This is a genomic window from Streptomyces sp. NPDC006385 (assembly GCF_040612485.1).
Lineage (GTDB): Bacteria > Actinomycetota > Actinomycetes > Streptomycetales > Streptomycetaceae > Streptomyces.
Window position 1 is genome coordinate 1 of record NZ_JBEXQG010000028.1, and the last position, 17,203, is coordinate 17,203.

Consider the following 17,203-nt stretch of genomic DNA (forward strand, 5'->3'; position numbering starts at 1 on the left):
GCCGGCCTGCTACGCCCGCCCTCGCAGCCTCGGCGCCCGCCCTCGCGCGTCCGCGGCCTCGCCGCTCTCCTCCACGACAGACAAGCCAGACAGGCCCGAGCGCGGTACGACATGCGTACTCATACGACCGTCCCCCGCCCTGACCACGGATGTTCGACACCGGAACTCCCCACCCCGCGGTTCCCCCGCCCTGTGACGTGTGGCACCATGCTGGCCACCCCACCGGCACAGCCCTCACAGGAGACACTCCTAGTGCAGCAACCCGCCGTCCCGGAACTGGCACACACTCACACCCGCCCGATCCACTGGCTCGCCACCGCCACAGCGGTCGCCGGTGTCGTGGCCCTCTCCTCGATCCTGCAGCCCAGACCGGCGACGGCGGCCCAGACCCCCGCCACCGACACGAAGAACACCCCCGCGGCCACCGCACCCCCCGATCCCACGGGCGTCGACTTCCCGCTCGAATGCGGCCCGGTGAAGGCGGTCGTGGTGAAGAAGGCCGCGGGCGACCTGGACGGCGACAGCCACCCCGAGACCGTCGCGGTCGTCCACTGCGACGCACCCATGGGCACTCCGCCCGACGGCGTGTACGTCCTCACCCGAGGCACGGAGTCGGCCGCGCCCCGCGTCGTCGCGACCCTCGTCGACCCGAAGGACAGCATCACCGTCAGTGACATCGCGGTCCGTGACGGCGCCGTCCTCGCCGATCTGCTCAGCTACTCCTCCAACGACGTGCCGCGTTGCTGCCCGGACGTCAAGGACAGCGCGAAGTGGCAGTGGAAGAACGGCGCGTTCGTCCGCTCGACACCCGCCGGTGCCCAGAGCGTCTGACCCATGCCACCGGCATCTGTGAGAAATCAGACAGTCGTAACACCCTGTATGTGCAAGGTCACTCGGCGTCCGGACCGTACACCTCGACCTTGTCCGAAACGCGACGTACATGGATGCACTCGCCCGGACACTCCTTCGCCGAGTCCACCACATCCGTGAGAAGCGGCAGCGGTACGGGCGTTGTCGCCCCCTCGGCCTGCAACAGCTCGTCCCCGGCGCCCTTCACATAGGCCAGACCGTCGATGTCCAGCTCGAACACCTCGGGCGCGTACTGGGCGCAGATGCCGTCACCAGTACAGAGATCCTGGTCGATCCAGACCTCCAGCGCCTCACCCCCGACCCCGGCCGCCTGTTCCACGCTCATCTCTCCTGCCGTTTCCTGCGCCGAGCCGTACGGGAATCCGGCCAGCTCTGACGGGTGTTGAACGCTTCGACCCTACCTCCGCCTGGGTTCCAATCATGTGCGGTGGGTATTCCCCTGGCGTGAGGGAGAGCGCAAGGGTGAAGATCGGACACACCCCGACAGTCTTTGTGATCTAGGGGTTTCAATCGACACCCACCCAGGTAGGGTCTGGAAGCGTCCAGCTCCCCTTGGAGGAGGTGAGGACCGTGGCAGCCCACGACGACATGAACCGCGGCATCCGCCCGGGACGAGGGTCCGACGACCCGGCCGGGCAGATCGCCTACCTTGAGCAGGAGATCGCCGTCCTGCGACGCAAGCTCGCCGACTCTCCGCGGCACACGAGGATTCTCGAAGAGCGGATCGTCGAGCTGCAGACCAACCTGGCCGGCGTGTCCGCACAGAACGAGCGACTCGCCAACACGCTCCGTGAGGCCCGAGACCAGATCGTGGCCCTCAAGGAAGAGGTCGACCGGCTCGCACAGCCGCCGGCCGGCTTCGGTGTCTTCCTGACGGCGAACGAGGACGGCACCGCCGACATCTTCACCGGAGGCCGCAAACTCCGCGTGAACGTCAGCCCGAGCGTCGAACTCGACGACCTCAGGCGCGGCCAGGAAGTAATGCTCAACGAAGCGCTCAACGTGGTCGAGGCCATGGAGTTCGAGCGCGTCGGGGACATCGTCACCCTCAAGGAGATCCTCGAGGACGGCGAGCGCGCCCTGGTGCTCGGGCACACCGACGAGGAACGGGTGGTACGGCTCGCCGAGCCGCTGCTGGACGTCACCATCCGCCCCGGCGACGCCCTCCTGCTCGAACCCCGCTCCGGCTACGTCTACGAGGTCGTCCCCAAGAGCGAGGTCGAGGAACTCGTCCTCGAAGAAGTACCGGACATCGGCTACGAATCGATCGGCGGCCTGGGAAACCAGATCGAGATGATCCGCGACGCCGTCGAGCTCCCGTACCTCTACCCCGACCTGTTCAAGGAGCACGAACTGCGGCCGCCCAAGGGCGTCCTTCTGTACGGGCCCCCCGGATGCGGCAAGACACTCATCGCCAAGGCCGTCGCCAACTCGCTGGCCAAGAAGGTCGCCGAGGTCACCGGCCAGGCCCAGGGCAAGAGCTTCTTCCTCAACATCAAGGGCCCCGAGCTCCTGAACAAGTACGTCGGTGAGACCGAGCGGCAGATCCGCCTCGTCTTCCAGCGCGCACGCGAGAAGGCCAGCGAGGGCACACCCGTCATCGTCTTCTTCGACGAGATGGAGTCCCTCTTCCGCACCCGAGGCTCCGGCGTCAGCTCGGACGTGGAGAACACCATCGTCCCCCAGCTGCTCGCCGAGATCGACGGCGTGGAGGGCCTGCAGAACGTGGTCGTGATCGGCGCCTCCAACCGCGAGGACATGATCGACCCCGCCATCCTGCGCCCCGGCCGCCTGGACGTGAAGATCAAGATCGAGCGCCCGGACGCCGAGGCCGCCAAGGACATCTTCGGCAAGTACCTCACCGAGCGCCTCCCGCTGCACTCCGAGGACCTCGGCGAGCACGGCGGCGACAAGTCGATGACGGTCCAGAAGATGATCCAGACCGCCGTCGAGCAGATGTACGCGGAATCCGAGGAAAACCGCTTCCTGGAAGTCACCTACGCCAACGGCGACAAGGAAGTCCTCTACTTCAAGGACTTCAACTCCGGCGCCATGATCGAGAACATCGTGGGCCGCGCCAAGAAGATGGCGATCAAGGACTTCCTGGAGCACAACCAGAAGGGCCTCCGCGTCGCCCACCTCCTCCAGGCCTGCGTGGACGAGTTCAAGGAGAACGAGGACCTGCCCAACACCACCAACCCGGACGACTGGGCCCGGATCTCCGGAAAGAAGGGCGAGCGGATCGTCTACATCCGCACCCTCATCACCGGAAAGCAGGGCGCAGACACCGGACGCTCCATCGACACGGTGGCCAACACCGGTCAGTACCTGTAAAAGGCAGGGCGGCTGCGGGTGCCCTCAACGGGTACCCGCAGCCCACTGTTTTTCAGGCGAGGCAATGACGCAAATGATCTCCCCACCAGCGCAAAGGCGTTCTAGGCTCTTTCGTACCGCCGAGTCGCGCAGTGCGGGGACGGGCACCGCACACGCAACCGAGCGCCAGCGGTACTTGTGCGGCGCCCATGACCGAGGGTGCCGCCGGGCAAGGAGGGCCGCATGACCGTACGGCGAGTAATGGGCATCGAGACGGAGTACGGGATCTCCGTCCCCGGCCACCCCAACGCCAATGCCATGCTCACCTCATCCCAGATCGTCAACGCCTACGCGGCGGCGATGCACCGGGCTCGCCGGGCCCGCTGGGACTTCGAGGAGGAGAACCCGCTGCGCGACGCGCGAGGCTTCGACCTCGCCCGCGAGGCCGCCGACGCCAGCCAGCTCACCGACGAGGACATCGGCCTCGCCAACGTGATCCTCACCAACGGAGCGCGGCTCTACGTCGACCACGCGCACCCCGAATACAGCGCCCCCGAGGTCACCAACCCCCGCGACGCCGTCCTCTGGGACAAGGCGGGCGAACGGATCATGGCCGAAGCCGCCGAACGCGCGGCCCAGCTCCCCGGCGCCCAGCCCATCCACCTGTACAAGAACAACACCGACAACAAGGGCGCCTCCTACGGCACGCACGAGAACTACCTGATGAAGCGGGAAACCCCCTTCTCCGACATCGTGCGCCACCTGACGCCCTTCTTCGTCTCCCGCCAGGTCTTCGCCGGCGCCGGCCGCGTCGGCATCGGCCAGGACGGCCACGAGCACGGCTTCCAGCTCAGCCAGCGCGCCGACTACTTCGAGGTCGAGGTCGGCCTGGAGACGACCCTCAAGCGCCCGATCATCAACACCCGCGACGAGCCCCACGCCGACGCCGAGAAGTACCGCCGCCTCCACGTGATCATCGGCGACGCGAACCTGTCGGAGATCTCGACCTACCTCAAGCTGGGCACCACGGCCCTGGTCCTGTCGATGATCGAGGACAGCTTCATCGCGGTCGACCTGGCGGTCGACCAGCCGGTTCGCACACTGCACCAGGTCTCGCACGACCCCTCCCTCAAGCGCCTGATCACGCTGCGCAGCGGCCGCACACTCACCGCGGTCCAGCTCCAGATGGAGTACTACGAGCTGTCGCGCAAGTACGTGGAGGAGCGCTTCGGCGCGGACGCGGACGAGCAGACCAAGGACGTCCTGTCCCGCTGGGAGGACACCCTCAACCGCCTCGAACGCGATCCGATGAGCCTGGCCGGCGAGCTGGACTGGGTCGCCAAGCGAGAGCTCATGGAGGGCTACCGGCGCCGCGACAACCTCGACTGGGACGCCGCGAGGCTCCACCTGGTCGACCTCCAGTACGCCGACGTACGCCCCGAGAAGGGCCTGTACAACCGTCTGGCGGCCCGCGGCCGCATGAAGCGCCTCCTGGACGAGGGAGAGGTCGAGCGGGCCCAGGCGAGGCCGCCGGAGGACACACGCGCGTACTTCCGCGGACGCTGCCTGGAGCAGTACGCGGACGACGTGGCCGCGGCCTCCTGGGACTCGGTCATCTTCGACCTGCCCGGCCGGGACTCCCTCCAGCGCGTTCCAACCCTCGAACCGCTTCGCGGAACGCGAAATCACGTCAAGGAGCTCCTGGACCGCTGCCGCACCGCGGAAGACCTGGTCAGGGTCCTGTCAGGCGGCTGAGGGGTACTCGGGCCGGGCCGGCCGGACATCGGCCCGGCAGGGTGGAAAACCCGGCGTCCGGGAATCATCGAGATGGCCCCCGTACGTTGGAGAAACTGCGGGGCCGATGTCAGACCCGGCTTGTAGGGTCTGATCATCACCGATCGGCAGGAAAGCCGACCTGTCGACCATGTCGGGCGAACTGAGCGGGGTGAGGGATATGGCAACCAAGGACACCGGCGGCGGACAGCAGAAGGCCACGCGTTCCACCGAGGAGGTCGAGGAGCAGACTGCGGAGGCGCAGGCTTCGGAGGACCTCAAGGAGCGCCAGGAGAAGCTGTCGGACGACGTGGACTCTGTCCTCGACGAAATCGATGATGTGCTCGAAGAGAACGCCGAGGACTTCGTGCGCTCCTTCGTTCAGAAGGGTGGAGAGTAATTTCCCCATCGATTCGAAGGTTGCATCGATGGGGGAGTTGGGATTGTCCGGCAGTGAAAGCGTGAAGCGCTGCTCGCGGTGCAAGCAGTACAAGCCGCGAGCAGTCTTCGCGAGCAACAAGGCCATGAGGGACGGTCTCCAGGCGTACTGCCGGGAATGCTCGGCGGCGTACTACAGGCAGCGCCAGGATGCCCGGGGCAGGAAGCCTCGCCCAAGCGTGGCCACACCAGATGGGCACAAGTACTGCCAGCGCCTGCCGGGCAATCGAAGGGCGTGCGCGGCACCTGAAGCGCCACTACGGCCTCACCGAAGCTCAGCGTGACGAAATGGTCGCCTCGCAGACGGGGCTCTGCGTGATCTGCCTGAAGGCTTCGCCGTGCATGTGGATCACTGCCACAAGACGGGTAAGGTCCGTGGCGTACTGTGCTTCAACTGCAATTCGGCCATCGGCAAGTTGGGAGACGATCCCGACGCCGTCCGCCGGGCCGCCGCTTACTTGGAAGGAATCGCGTGGAAGCCAACACTCGTAGCACCGGGCGTCTACCAGCTGCCTTCCTGACGCCTGGGTCGTCCTCGTTCATGGACTTTCTCTCCGATCACCAGCCGGAGCTGCTGCCGGGGAACCGTCAACTGCCGCCCACGCAGGGTGTGATCGAGGCGCCGCACGGCACGACCATCGTGGCCGCGACGTTCCCGGGGGGCGTCGTGCTGGCCGGTGACCGGCGGGCCACGATGGGTAACGTCATCGCCCAGCGCGACATCGAGAAGGTCTTCCCGGCGGACGAGTACTCGGCCGTCGGTATCGCCGGTACCGCCGGTCTCGCCGTCGAGATGGTGAAACTCTTCCAGCTGGAGCTGGAGCACTTCGAGAAGGTCGAGGGCGCGCAGCTGTCGCTGGAGGGCAAGGCGAACCGGCTGTCGACCATGATCCGGTCCAATCTGGGCATGGCCATGCAGGGACTGGCCGTGGTGCCGCTGTTCGCCGGGTACGACGTCGACCGGGAGAAGGGGCGGATCTTCTCCTACGACGTCACCGGCGGGCGTTCCGAGGAGCAGGGTTACGCCGCCACCGGCTCCGGTTCGATCTTCGCGCGCGGTGCCATGAAGAAGCTTTTCCGTGATGACCTGACCGAGGCCGAGGCCACGACGCTCGTGGTGCAGGCCCTGTATGACGCGGCTGACGACGACTCGGCGACCGGTGGTCCCGATGTCGCCCGCCGGATCTACCCGATCGTCACCGTGATCACCGAGGACGGTTTCCGTCGGCTCGGCGAGGACGAGTCCTCCGAGATCGCCCGTTCGATCCTGGCGCGGCGTCTGGAGCAGCCCGACGGCCCGCGGGCCGCGCTGCTGTAGGCGGCGGTCCGGTCTTATCAAGGTGATCCTGTGACTTCGACAGAAAGGGACGGATAACCGGTGTCGACGCCGTTCTATGTCTCACCCCAGCAGGCCATGGCCGACCGGGCGGAGTACGCCCGCAAGGGCATCGCCCGTGGCCGCAGCCTGGTCGTGCTGCAGTACGCCGACGGCATCGTCTTCGTCGGCGAGAACCCGTCCCGTGCGCTGCACAAGTTCAGCGAGATCTACGACCGGATCGGCTTCGCGGCCGCCGGTAAGTACAACGAGTACGAGAACCTGCGGATCGGCGGTGTGCGGTATGCCGATCTGCGTGGTTACACCTATGACCGTGATGACGTGACCGCCCGTGGTCTGGCCAACGTCTACGCCCAGACGCTGGGCACGATCTTCTCCTCCGCGGCAGAGAAGCCGTACGAGGTGGAGTTGGTCGTGGCCGAGGTCGGGGAGACGCCGGAGGGTGACCAGATCTATCGGCTGCCGCATGACGGTTCGATCGTGGACGAGCACGGCTCGGTCGCGGTCGGCGGCAATGCCGAGCAGATCAGCAGCTTCCTTGACCAGCGTCATCAGGACGGCATGAGCTTGGCCGAGGCGCTCAAGCTCGCCGTCCAGGCCCTGTCCCGTGACACCAACGGCACGCAGCGGGAGATCCCCGCCGAGCGCCTGGAGGTCGCGGTTCTGGACCGTACGCGTCCGCAGTCGCGGAAGTTCAAGCGCATCGTCGGCCGCCAGCTCGATCGGCTGCTGGCGGTGGACGGGGCGTCGACCGAGGCCGAGAGCGCCGACGGTGCGGAGGGTTCCGAGGATTCGGACGGTTCCGCGGAGTAGTACCGCTTCTTTTCGCCCGTGCTGTGCCCCGGTCCGACTCTCTCGGCCGGGGCACAGGGCGTTCGCGCAGGGGTGTTCAGGGCGTGCTGGGCGGCGCTGTGGAGCCGCGTACGACGAGCTGGACCGGGATGTCTCCCTCCTTTGGTGTGCGGCCTTCCAGGACCGCCAGCAGGGCCTGCATGCCGCGTTCCCCGAAGAGTTCGGCGTCGAGCCGTACGGTGGTCAGCTCGGGGTCGATGGCGGTGGCGAGGGCGAGGTCGTCCAGTCCGGTGACGGAGATGTCGTCGGGGATGCGCAGTCCGAGGCGGCGTACGGCCTTGTAGGCGCCGGCGGCGAGTTTGTCGTCGTCGCAGATGATCGCGGTGGGGCGGGGGCCCTCGGCGGACAGTGCGGTGGCGGCCGCGGTGAGGGCGCCCTCGATGGAGATCGGGGCGCGGACCGTGAGCAGTGACGTGCCGGGCACCGTGCCGAGGCGGGTGTCGAGTTCCCGGGCGCGTACGTCGAAGGTCCAGGACGCCACGTCCGCCGCCAGGTGCAGGAAGCGGCGGTGGCCCAGTGCCAGCAGGTACTCGGCGACCTGGCGGACACCGTCCGTGATGTCCAGGTTCACTGTGGCCGCGCCCAGGCTGCCCTCGGGGTCGCTGTCCAGCATCACCAGGGGCAGCTGGTCGCCGCGGATGGCGGTGAGGGCGTCGGCGGCCATGGAGGAGGCGATGACGCCGTCCAGGGCGGCCTGGGCGGAGGCGAAGGGGTCGCGGGCGGGGCCGATGCCTTCGGGGGAGGGGTAGAGGACGACTCCGAAGCCGTGCTGGGCGGCGATGCGGGCGGCGCCGGTGTAGACGCCGGCGAAGAACTCGGTCGTCAGGGCGGGCACGACGAGGAGGACGGTGCGGGTGCGGCCGAGGCGGAGGTTGCGGGCGGCGAGGTTGGGCCGGTAGTCCAGTCGGCGGGCCGCCTCGCGGACGCGTTCGGCCGTGGCCTCGGAGACCCGTCCGCGCCACTTGTCGCCGAGCACCAGGGAGACCGCGGCCTGGGAGACCCCCGCGGCCTGGGCGACGTCCCGGCTGGTGGGGCGGGTGCTGCCGTGTGCCACCGTTCGCCTGCTCCTCATGTGTGGTCGTTCGACTCCGGGTGTTTCGGCCGCCTTCCGGCCCACTCCCGGTCTGGACTGCTGAACAGCGCACATGGTACGTATGACGGGAGACGTTATACGTAAAACCTGCGGGGAGGGCGGCGCGGCTCATGACCGGCGCATATGTGGAGATCCTCAGGGCGAGGCACGCCGCCCGGCTGCTCGTCGGCACGCTCATAGGGCGGCTGCCGAACGCGGTGGCCGCTATCGCGATCGTGCTGTTCGTCCGGGAGGAGGGCGGCTCGTACAGCCTCGCCGGCGCTCTGGCGGCGGTCTACGGTGTCGCCAACGCCGTGGGGCAGCCGCTGCTGGGGCGGCTGGTCGACCTGTACGGCCAGCCGCGGGTGCAGCTGCCCGCCGCGGTCGCCTCGGCCCTCGCGATGGCCGGGTTCGCCTTCGTGGGCATCGGTCCGCTGCCGCTCGCCTACGCCGCTGTGGCGGCCGCCGGACTGTTCACGCCGCCTCTGGAGGGCGGCCTGCGGGCGCTGTGGTCGTCGGTCCTGCACAAGGAGGGGCAGGTGCACGCGGCGTACGCGATGGACGCCGTGGCGCAGGAAGTCATGTTCACCGTCGGACCGTTGTTGCTGACCCTGTGCGCGTCGCTGTGGTCGGCGCAGGCGGCGCTGCTCGTCCTGAACGTCATCGGGGTGCTGGGCGCTCTCTCGGTGGTCGTGTCGCCGCCCTCGCGCGCGTGGCGCTCGGCGCCGCGTGAGGCGCACTGGCTGGGGGCACTGCGTTCGGCCGGGCTGCTGGCGCTGCTCGCGTCCTTCCTGTTCATCGGGATGGCTCTGGGCTCGATCGCGGTCGCGGCCGTGTCGTACGCGGACGACAACGGCGGTGACGCGGTGTACGGCTGGCTGATGGCGGGCCTGGGGCTGGGCGCGCTGATCGGGGGCACGGTGTACGGGGCGCGGCAGTGGGGCGGGGAGCCGGCGCGGCGACTGCGGGTGCTGGTGGCGCTTCTGGCGGTGTGTTACCTGCCGCTGATGCTGATGCCGGGCGCGGTGGCCATGACGTTGCTGAGCGTGGTCGCCGGCGTGTTCCTCGCGCCGTGCATCGCCTGTGCGTTCGTGCTGGTCGACCGGCACGCGCCGCGCGGGACGGTCACCGAGGCGTTCTCGTGGCTGGTGACGACGTTCACCGTGGGCGCGTCGGTCGGAACGGGCCTGGCGGGGCCGGTCGTGGAGGCGGGCGGGGCCCTGTGGGGGTTCGCCGTGCCGGGGGTCGCGGGGGCCGTGTCGCTGCTGGTCCTGCTGGGCACCGGACGGGTCCTCGCAGCTCCCGCCAGGGGTGCGGTTGTTGCGGCTTCATCGGAAAATGATCCAAACCGTGCTGTCGAACCCCGTTTCAGCTCAGGGGATCGGGCGTAATGTTCAGTCATGGACCGCCGCATTTTCGGGCTGGAGAACGAGTACGGCGTCACGTGCACGTTCAGGGGACAGCGCCGCCTGTCGCCTGACGAGGTGGCGCGGTACCTCTTCCGCCGTGTCGTGTCATGGGGCCGCAGCAGCAATGTCTTTCTGCGAAACGGCGCCCGCCTCTATCTCGACGTGGGCTCACATCCGGAATACGCGACACCCGAATGTGACAACGTGACCGAACTGGTCACCCACGACAAGGCCGGCGAACGCATTCTGGAAGGACTCCTGGTAGACGCGGAACGACGCCTGCACGAGGAGGGAATCGCGGGCGACGTCTACCTCTTCAAGAACAACACCGACTCGGCGGGCAACTCCTACGGGTGTCACGAGAACTATCTCGTGGCCCGGCACGGGGAGTTCTCCCGGCTCGCGGACATCCTCATCCCGTTCCTTGTCACGCGCCAGTTGCTGTGCGGCGCGGGCAAGGTCCTGCAGACCCCGCGGGGCGCCGTGTACTGCGTCAGCCAGCGGGCGGAGCACATCTGGGAGGGCGTCTCCTCGGCGACGACGCGTTCCCGGCCGATCATCAACACCCGCGACGAGCCGCACGCGGACGCCGAGCGCTACCGCCGCCTGCATGTGATCGTGGGCGACTCGAACATGTCCGAGACGACCATGCTGCTCAAGGTCGGCGCCACCGACCTGGTGCTGCGCATGATCGAGGCGGGCACGGTGATGCGGGACCTGACCCTGGAGAACCCGATCCGGGCGATCCGCGAGGTCAGCCACGACATCACGGGCCGCCGCAAGGTGCGCCTGGCCAGCGGCCGGGAGGCGTCGGCGCTGGAGGTGCAGCGCGAGTACTACGAGAAGGCCGTGGACTTCTGCGAGCGCCGCGGCATTCGCACCGGCATCGTCGAGCAGGTCCTGGAGCTGTGGGGCCGCACACTGGACGCGATCGAGTCCGAGGACCTCGACCGCATCGGCACCGAGATCGACTGGGTGATGAAGTACAAGCTCATCGAGCGGTACCGGGCCAAGCACAACATGACCATGTCGCATCCGCGGGTCGCGCAGATAGACCTCGCCTACCACGACATCCACCGCCGTCGCGGCCTGTACTACCTGCTGGAGAAGAAGGGGCAAGCCGCGCGCATCTGCAACGATTTGAAGATCTTCGAGGGCAAGTCGGTTCCGCCGCAGACCACTCGGGCCCGGCTGCGCGGCGACTTCATCCGCAGGGCCCAGGAGCAGCGCCGGGACTTCACGGTCGACTGGGTCCATCTCAAGCTGAACGACCAGGCACAGCGCACGGTGTTGTGCAAGGACCCGTTCCGTTCGGTGGACGACCGGGTGGAGAAGCTGATCGCGGGAATGTGATCCCGGCATTGAGGAAAACGGGCCACGGGCCCCGTACGTTCTCGTACGGGGCCCGTCGCACGCCCTAGAGTGGCGGGCGACCACAGTGCCGTCTGAGATCTGAGGAACACGTGCGCCGAATTGCCGGCCTTCTCGTCGTGCCGCTGCTGCTGCTCTCCGTGGCGGCCTGCGGCAACGACGACGACAAGGGCTCCGACTCCAGCTCCGTCAAGAACGGAGTGCCCGCGATCACCAAGGGTGCCGAGTTCGGGCAGAAGCCGACTCTGGCCAAGGGGGAGGGTGATCCGCCGAAGGAGCTGAAGGTCGAGGTCATCAAGGAGGGGGACGGCGCGAAGCTCAAGAAGGGCGATGCCGCCGAGGTGAACTACCTCGGTCAGGAGTACGACGAGTCCAAGCCGTTCGACAACAGCTTCGACCGCGGTCAGCCGTTCTCGCTCACCCTGGGCGCGGGCGGCGTCATCCAGGGCTGGGAGAAGGGCCTGGAGGGGCAGAAGGTCGGCAGTCGCCTGGAGCTGGTGATCCCCCCGGACCTGGGGTACGGGGCGCAGGGTCAGGGTGACATCAAGGCCAACGCCACGCTGGTGTTCGTCGTGGACATCGTGAAGGGCACGACCATCCCCGCGTCGGCGAAGGGCACGGAGGTCGCGCAGGACGCCATCGACCTGCCGAAGGTCGGCACGAACACCGACGGCAAGGCTCCGGAAGTGACGATGCCGAAGGACAGCGACCCGCCGAAGAAGCTCGTCTCCAACTACGTGCTGGAGGGCGACGGCCCCGTCGTGAAGGACACGGACAGTGTGGTCGTGAACTATGTCGCCCTGCTGTGGGAGGGCGGCAAGAAGTTCGACAGCACGTACGACGCGGGCAAGACGGCGACGTTCCCCCTGGACCAGTTGTCGATCAAGGGTCTGAAGGACGGTCTCGTGGGCAAGAAGGCCGGCAGCCGGGTGCTGCTCGTCCTGCCGCCCGACCAGGCCTTCGGTGACCAGGAGCAGCAGGGTGTCCCGAAGAACTCCACGCTGGTCTTCGCCGTCGACATCCTGGCCGTGATGTAAGACTGGGCAGGTTGCCCATCAGTCATCGCGCATGACACACGTACCAATAGGAGTCACTGCAGTGAGCATCGACAAGCCCGAGATCGACTTCCCGGGCGGCGAGCCCCCGGCGGACCTGGAGATCAAGGACATCTGGGAGGGCGATGGCCCGGTTGCGCAGGCGGGCCAGACCGTCACCGTCCACTACGTGGGTGTCGCCTTCAGCACGGGTGAGGAGTTCGACGCCAGCTGGAACCGCGGTACGCCGTTCCGCTTCCCGCTGGGCGCCGGCCGTGTCATCAAGGGCTGGGACCAGGGTGTGCAGGGCATGAAGGTCGGCGGCCGCCGCCAGCTGACCATCCCGGCCCACCTCGCCTACGGCAACCAGAGCCCGACCCCGGCGATCAAGCCGGGCGAGACGCTGATCTTCGTGGTCGACCTGCTCGGTGTCTGACCGTCGCGTCTGAGTGTCGCCTCCGACCGCGAACGACTGATCGGCGGACGACCGGACCCGACTACCTGGGGCCCATGCCTGTCCGGCATGGGCCCTCGGCTTTTGCCACGCCACCGCGGAGCGGTACGGTCATCGGTCGTAAGCACCATAGGGAAGGCGAAGGGCGTCGATGGCCATTGCCAAGGCCGAGCGGCTCATGAATCTGGCGCTGTGTCTGCTCGGGACGCGGCGGCCGCTGAGCAAGCGCGAGCTTCGTGAGTCCATCGAGGCCTACCTGGAAGCCGGCTCGGACGACTCCTTCAACCGGATGTTCGAGCGGGACAAGGACGACCTGCGCGAGCTCGGCCTGGTCATCGAGACCGTCGAGAACCTCGACGGTGACGTCGGCTACCTCGCCCGCCGCGACAGCAACCGCCTCCCGCCCATCACGCTCGACGCCGAGGAGGCGGCCGCCCTGGGCCTGGCAGCCAAGGTGTGGCAGCAGGCCCGGCTCGCGGGCGCGGCCAGCGGCGCCCTGCAGAAGCTGCGCGCGGCGGGGCTGCCCGAGGATGTCGACCCGTACGGGGCGCACGGCGCCCTGGAGCCCCGTATCCCGGTGCACGAGGCCGCGTTCGAGCCGCTGATGCTGGCCTGCCGCGACCGCCGCCCGGTCGTCTTCGAGTACCGCAAGGCCACCGCCGCCCGCCCGGAGACCCGGCATGTCGAGCCGTGGGCGCTGGAGTGCTGGCGCGGCCACTGGTACCTGGCGGGCTGGGACCGGGACCGTGGCGCGGAGCGCGTCTTCCGGCTGTCCCGGATCACCGGCAAGGTGCGCAGCCGCAGTGGCCGCTTCACCGCCGAGGTCCCCGACGTCGTCACCGTACGGGAGACCGTGGCGAGCTGGGCGGGGGAGACCGCCGACCGCTCCGCGCTGATCCGGCTGCGCACGGACGCCGGCTACCCCCTTCGGGCGAAGGCCACGTCGGTGCGGGAACTCGGGGACGGCTGGGACGAGTTGGAGATTCCGTACGGCCACGGGCTGGATGCCTGGCTGGTCGAGTTCGGGCCGGACGTGGTGGTCCTGGAGCCGGCGGAGCTGCGGGCCGACGTGGTGGACCGGCTGCGTGCCGTGGCCAAGGGCTGAGGGGGAGCGAGCGAGACAGTGGCAGGCAAACCGGTCAGGCCCGTCAACGCCATCGACCAGACCCGGCGGATGCTCTCCCTGGTGACGTATCTGAGGGAGCGCCCCGGTGCCCGCGTCGAGGACGTGGCGCGCGCCTTCGGCATCTCCGAGGACGAGTTGGTCTCGGACCTCGACGTGCTGCCCATGTGCGGCACCAGCTTCCGCGGCGGCGACCTGCTCGACATCGACACCGACGGCGAGCGCATCTGGTGGCACAACCCCGCCGCCCTCGGGGCGGAGGCAGCCGAGCCCCTGCGGCTCGCCGCCGACGAGGCGACCGCGCTGCTGGTGGCCGCCCGGGCCGTGGCCACGCTGCCCGGACTGCGTGAGAGCGACCGGCAGGCGCTGCTGCGGGCGACCGCCAAGGTGGAGGCGGCGGCCGGGGAGGCGGCCGGCGCCAGCGCCCGGCTGTCGGTGACCTTCGAGTCCGAGGGCGGCGTCTTCGCGGACGTCGACCGTGCGATCTCCGAGCGGCGCCGGCTGTGGATCCGCTACTACTCGCCGGCCCGGGACGAGGTCACCGAGCGCGAGATCGACCCCATCCGTCTGGTCAGCGTCGGCCACACCTATGTCGAGGCCTGGTGCCGCCGCTCCGAGGCACGCCGCACCTTCCGGCTCGACCGGGTCGCCGAGATCAGGATCCTGGACGAGCCGTCCGCGCCGCCCGAGGTCGAGCTGCGGGACCTGTCGGAGGGGCTGGTCCAGCCCGCCGCGGAGGACCCCGAGGTCGTCGTCGAGGTCGGCCCGGGCGGGCGCTGGGTCGCCGAGTACTACCCGCACGACAGCGCGGACGAGCTGGCGGACGGCGGACTGCGGATCGCTCTGCGCACCCCCGACCCGGCGTCGCTGCGGCGCCTGGCGCTGCGGCTCGGGCGTGACGGCCATATCGTCTCGCCGCCCGAGCTGGCCGACAGCGCCCGGCGGGCGGCCCGCGAGGCGCTGGCGGCGTACGACGGGATCGAGGTGCAGGGCGCTCACGAGGCGCATCCGGTGCACGACGGACAGTAGGACAGGCAGTTCGACGGGAAGTCGGGGCAGGCAGGCGACAGGCGACAGGCGGGAGCAGGGGCTTTGAGCGAGTCGGCGACGTCCGGGGTGCGGGAGATGACGGTGGAGTCCGCGTTCGCCGGGATGAGAAGCGTGGCTCCCGTGGTGTTCAAGGCGGGCTGCCCGGACTGCCGGGGCCGCTTCGAACTCGCCGCGAGCGCCCTGCGCCTCGCCATCGGCGCGAGCAGCCGTACGACCTTCTACTCCTTCACCTGCCCCGAGTGCGGAGCCGCCGTCCGCAAGCCGGCGGGGGAGCGGATCGTCGAGCTGCTGACCGGCGGCGGGGTCCGTACCCTGCGGCTGCACTCCACGCTGTAGGACGGTCTAGGCTCGGCGCCATGTTCTGGCCGATGTTCGCGGTAGCGGTGGGTTTTCTGGGTCTTGTCGTTCTCGGTGTGCTCGCCGTGCGGGTCTTCCTGGAGGCGCAGCGCCTGGGCAGGCAGGTGACCGAGTCGGCGCGACGGATCAGCAGGGCGGCCGAGGACCTGGAGCGGGCGAGCCTGAGTGCGGCCCGCGCCGTGGATTCGCTCTAGCGCCGCCAAGGATTGGGTGTGAGTCCGGCGTCGCGTGCGTTTTGGGCCACTTCGCCCTGTCACCTTGCCATGAGGGGCAGGTACGCTGCTGGTCGCGGCTCGGAGAACGAGGCCCGGTCCGCGGACAGGGAGTACGCACGGGGATTGCCTGACGTTCACCCCTGAGCGTTACGATCGCTGTCATCGCGATTGTTCGGACAGATGTCCGACCGGTCGGACGGCGCCCCACCCCAGTTGCCTCGGTGAGAAGGTAAAGACTTATGTTCGGAAAGCTCGGAGCCCCCGAGATCATTCTCATCCTCGTCGTCATCATCCTGCTGTTCGGCGCGAAGAAGCTTCCGGACATGGCGCGCTCGCTCGGCAAGTCCGCCCGCATCCTGAAGAGCGAGGCCAAGGCGATGAAGGACGACGGCAAGTCCCCCGCGCCGGCCGACCCGCCGAACGACAACGACGAGCAGCCCCAGGCTCAGCGCATCATCCAGGCCGCCCCCGGCGACGTGACCAGCTCGCGCCCGGTCAACGAGCCGACGGACACGACCAAGCGCTGACGCAGGGCCGGTGACCTCCGGCCCGATGCACGAGATGGGAACGTGGGTTGCTGAAGTCTGCCCGCAAGCAGGAGAAGGATCCCGAGGGGCGGATGCCCCTCGCGGAGCACTTGCGTGAACTCCGCAACCGGCTCGTCAAGAGCCTGCTGGCGGTCCTGGTCACGACGATCGTCGCAGCCTTCTTCTACAAAGACATCATCGAGTTCTTCACCAATCCCATCCTCCAAGCGGTGGGATGCGACCACAGCTTCGCGGAGCTGGCGAAGAACACCAGTGAAGCCAAGTGCGCACGCATCGTGCAGAACGGTCTGCTGAGCCCGTTCACCCTCGCCCTGACGGTGTCGCTGTCGTCCGGTGTGGTGCTGGCCGCCCCGGTCTGGTTGTACCAGCTCTGGGCGTTCATCGCTCCGGGCCTGCACCGGCACGAGCGGAAGTACGCCTACGCGTTCGTCGGCGCCGGCTTCCCGCTGTTCGTCATGGGTGCCTACTTCGCCTACTGGTCGCTGCCCAAGATGGCCTCGGTCATGCTCGAGTTCGCGATCATCGGCAGCGACAACCAGCTCCCCCTCGACGATCTCCTGCAGCTGATCATGCGGATGATCGTCGTCTTCGGCCTCTCCTTCGAGCTGCCCCTGCTGCTGGTCATGCTCAACTTCAGCGGCGTGCTCTCCGGCAAGAAGATGGCCGGCTGGTGGCGGGCCATGATCATGGGCATCACGCTTTTCGCGGCGATCGCCACGCCCAGCACCGACCCGATCTCCATGCTGGCGCTCGCGGGCCCCATCTGGATCCTCTACTTCGGTGCGACGGGCATCGCACTCCTCAACGACAGGCGCCGCGCCCGCCGCGATGCGGAAGGGCCCGCCGACGACGAGGCGTCCGACCTGGATCTCACCCCCGACGACATCGGCGAGATCGAGCCCGTCTCCGCCGCCAGGGCGCTGCCCGAGCAGGCGAGCACGGAGCGGGTCAACGGCTATGACGACGTGACCTGACCGGGAGACCTTCG

Annotated in this window: 18 protein-coding genes and 1 pseudogene; 17 read left to right on the top strand and 2 right to left on the bottom strand. The window is 68.5% G+C overall.

Annotation, left to right across the window (positions count from 1 at the left end; translation table 11 throughout):
• The first annotated feature begins 252 nt into the window (after window positions 1-252).
• Window positions 253-831 carry a hypothetical protein gene (locus ABZ078_RS21855; RefSeq protein WP_356577538.1) on the top strand — a complete coding sequence of 193 codons (579 nt, stop codon included), beginning with the start codon at window positions 253-255 and terminating at the stop codon, window positions 829-831.
• Window positions 832-889: 58 nt separating this feature from the next.
• Here the strand turns inward: ABZ078_RS21855 and ABZ078_RS21860 are convergent, their stop codons facing one another.
• Window positions 890-1,195 carry a ferredoxin gene (locus ABZ078_RS21860; RefSeq protein ID WP_356577540.1) on the bottom strand — a complete coding sequence of 102 codons (306 nt, stop codon included), beginning with the start codon at window positions 1,193-1,195 and terminating at the stop codon, window positions 890-892.
• A gap of 245 nt (window positions 1,196-1,440) precedes the next feature.
• Here ABZ078_RS21860 and arc point away from each other — a divergent pair, with 245 nt between their 5' ends.
• The 6 genes and pseudogenes from arc to prcA all read left to right on the top strand — a co-directional run bounded on the left by arc (window position 1,441) and on the right by prcA (window position 7,543).
• Complete coding sequence (gene arc / locus ABZ078_RS21865; protein ID WP_356577542.1) at window positions 1,441-3,204, top strand: proteasome ATPase; 1,764 nt, start codon at window positions 1,441-1,443, stop codon at window positions 3,202-3,204.
• Between the two features lie 222 nt (window positions 3,205-3,426).
• Window positions 3,427-4,938 carry a depupylase/deamidase Dop gene (gene dop, locus ABZ078_RS21870; RefSeq protein ID WP_356577543.1) on the top strand — a complete coding sequence of 504 codons (1,512 nt, stop codon included), beginning with the start codon at window positions 3,427-3,429 and terminating at the stop codon, window positions 4,936-4,938.
• A gap of 199 nt (window positions 4,939-5,137) precedes the next feature.
• Complete coding sequence (locus ABZ078_RS21875) at window positions 5,138-5,356, top strand: ubiquitin-like protein Pup (RefSeq protein WP_356577545.1); 219 nt, start codon at window positions 5,138-5,140, stop codon at window positions 5,354-5,356.
• A 28-nt stretch (window positions 5,357-5,384) separates the two neighbouring features.
• Window positions 5,385-5,915 (top strand): annotated as a pseudogene (locus ABZ078_RS21880) (endonuclease VII domain-containing protein).
• A complete protein-coding gene (gene prcB / locus ABZ078_RS21885; protein ID WP_356577547.1) occupies window positions 5,867-6,712 on the top strand; it encodes a proteasome subunit beta in 846 nt (281 codons plus the stop codon). Before ABZ078_RS21880 ends, prcB begins: the two are co-directional and overlap by 49 nt.
• Window positions 6,713-6,772: 60 nt before the next feature.
• Window positions 6,773-7,543 (top strand): proteasome subunit alpha, encoded by a 771-nt coding sequence (prcA, locus tag ABZ078_RS21890; protein ID WP_356577549.1) that lies wholly within the window; start codon window positions 6,773-6,775, stop codon window positions 7,541-7,543.
• A gap of 76 nt (window positions 7,544-7,619) precedes the next feature.
• On the opposite strand, the gene ABZ078_RS21895 is transcribed toward prcA, so the two are convergent.
• Window positions 7,620-8,636, bottom strand: coding sequence for a LacI family DNA-binding transcriptional regulator (locus ABZ078_RS21895; RefSeq protein ID WP_356577550.1), 1,017 nt, complete (start codon window positions 8,634-8,636; stop codon window positions 7,620-7,622).
• 149 nt (window positions 8,637-8,785) lie between these two features.
• On the opposite strand from ABZ078_RS21895, the gene ABZ078_RS21900 reads away from it, so the two are divergent.
• The 10 genes from ABZ078_RS21900 (at window position 8,786) to tatC (ending at window position 17,189) form a co-directional block, all read left to right on the top strand.
• A complete protein-coding gene (locus ABZ078_RS21900) occupies window positions 8,786-10,045 on the top strand; it encodes an MFS transporter (RefSeq protein ID WP_356577552.1) in 1,260 nt (419 codons plus the stop codon).
• A gap of 9 nt (window positions 10,046-10,054) precedes the next feature.
• Window positions 10,055-11,416 carry a Pup--protein ligase gene (gene pafA / locus ABZ078_RS21905; RefSeq protein ID WP_356577553.1) on the top strand — a complete coding sequence of 454 codons (1,362 nt, stop codon included), beginning with the start codon at window positions 10,055-10,057 and terminating at the stop codon, window positions 11,414-11,416.
• A gap of 110 nt (window positions 11,417-11,526) precedes the next feature.
• Entirely contained in the window at window positions 11,527-12,471 is a 945-nt protein-coding gene (locus tag ABZ078_RS21910; RefSeq protein ID WP_356577555.1) for an FKBP-type peptidyl-prolyl cis-trans isomerase, read from the top strand.
• 61 nt (window positions 12,472-12,532) lie between these two features.
• Window positions 12,533-12,904: an FKBP-type peptidyl-prolyl cis-trans isomerase gene (locus ABZ078_RS21915; protein ID WP_004002537.1), complete on the top strand. Its 372-nt coding sequence runs from the start codon at window positions 12,533-12,535 to the stop codon at window positions 12,902-12,904.
• Window positions 12,905-13,073: 169 nt separating this feature from the next.
• Window positions 13,074-14,027: a WYL domain-containing protein gene (locus tag ABZ078_RS21920; protein ID WP_356577557.1), complete on the top strand. Its 954-nt coding sequence runs from the start codon at window positions 13,074-13,076 to the stop codon at window positions 14,025-14,027.
• Window positions 14,028-14,045: 18 nt separating this feature from the next.
• The gene (locus ABZ078_RS21925) at window positions 14,046-15,074 is read left to right on the top strand and encodes a WYL domain-containing protein (RefSeq protein WP_356577559.1); all 1,029 of its coding nucleotides are present in this window, start codon (window positions 14,046-14,048) and stop codon (window positions 15,072-15,074) included.
• Window positions 15,075-15,137: 63 nt separating this feature from the next.
• A complete protein-coding gene (locus ABZ078_RS21930; RefSeq protein WP_356577561.1) occupies window positions 15,138-15,431 on the top strand; it encodes a hypothetical protein in 294 nt (97 codons plus the stop codon).
• 20 nt (window positions 15,432-15,451) lie between these two features.
• Window positions 15,452-15,646 carry a hypothetical protein gene (locus tag ABZ078_RS21935; protein WP_356577562.1) on the top strand — a complete coding sequence of 65 codons (195 nt, stop codon included), beginning with the start codon at window positions 15,452-15,454 and terminating at the stop codon, window positions 15,644-15,646.
• Between the two features lie 260 nt (window positions 15,647-15,906).
• Window positions 15,907-16,194 (top strand): Sec-independent protein translocase subunit TatA, encoded by a 288-nt coding sequence (gene tatA / locus ABZ078_RS21940; RefSeq protein WP_356577564.1) that lies wholly within the window; start codon window positions 15,907-15,909, stop codon window positions 16,192-16,194.
• A gap of 47 nt (window positions 16,195-16,241) precedes the next feature.
• Window positions 16,242-17,189: a twin-arginine translocase subunit TatC gene (tatC, locus tag ABZ078_RS21945; protein WP_356577566.1), complete on the top strand. Its 948-nt coding sequence runs from the start codon at window positions 16,242-16,244 to the stop codon at window positions 17,187-17,189.
• Window positions 17,190-17,203: the final 14 nt, after the last annotated feature.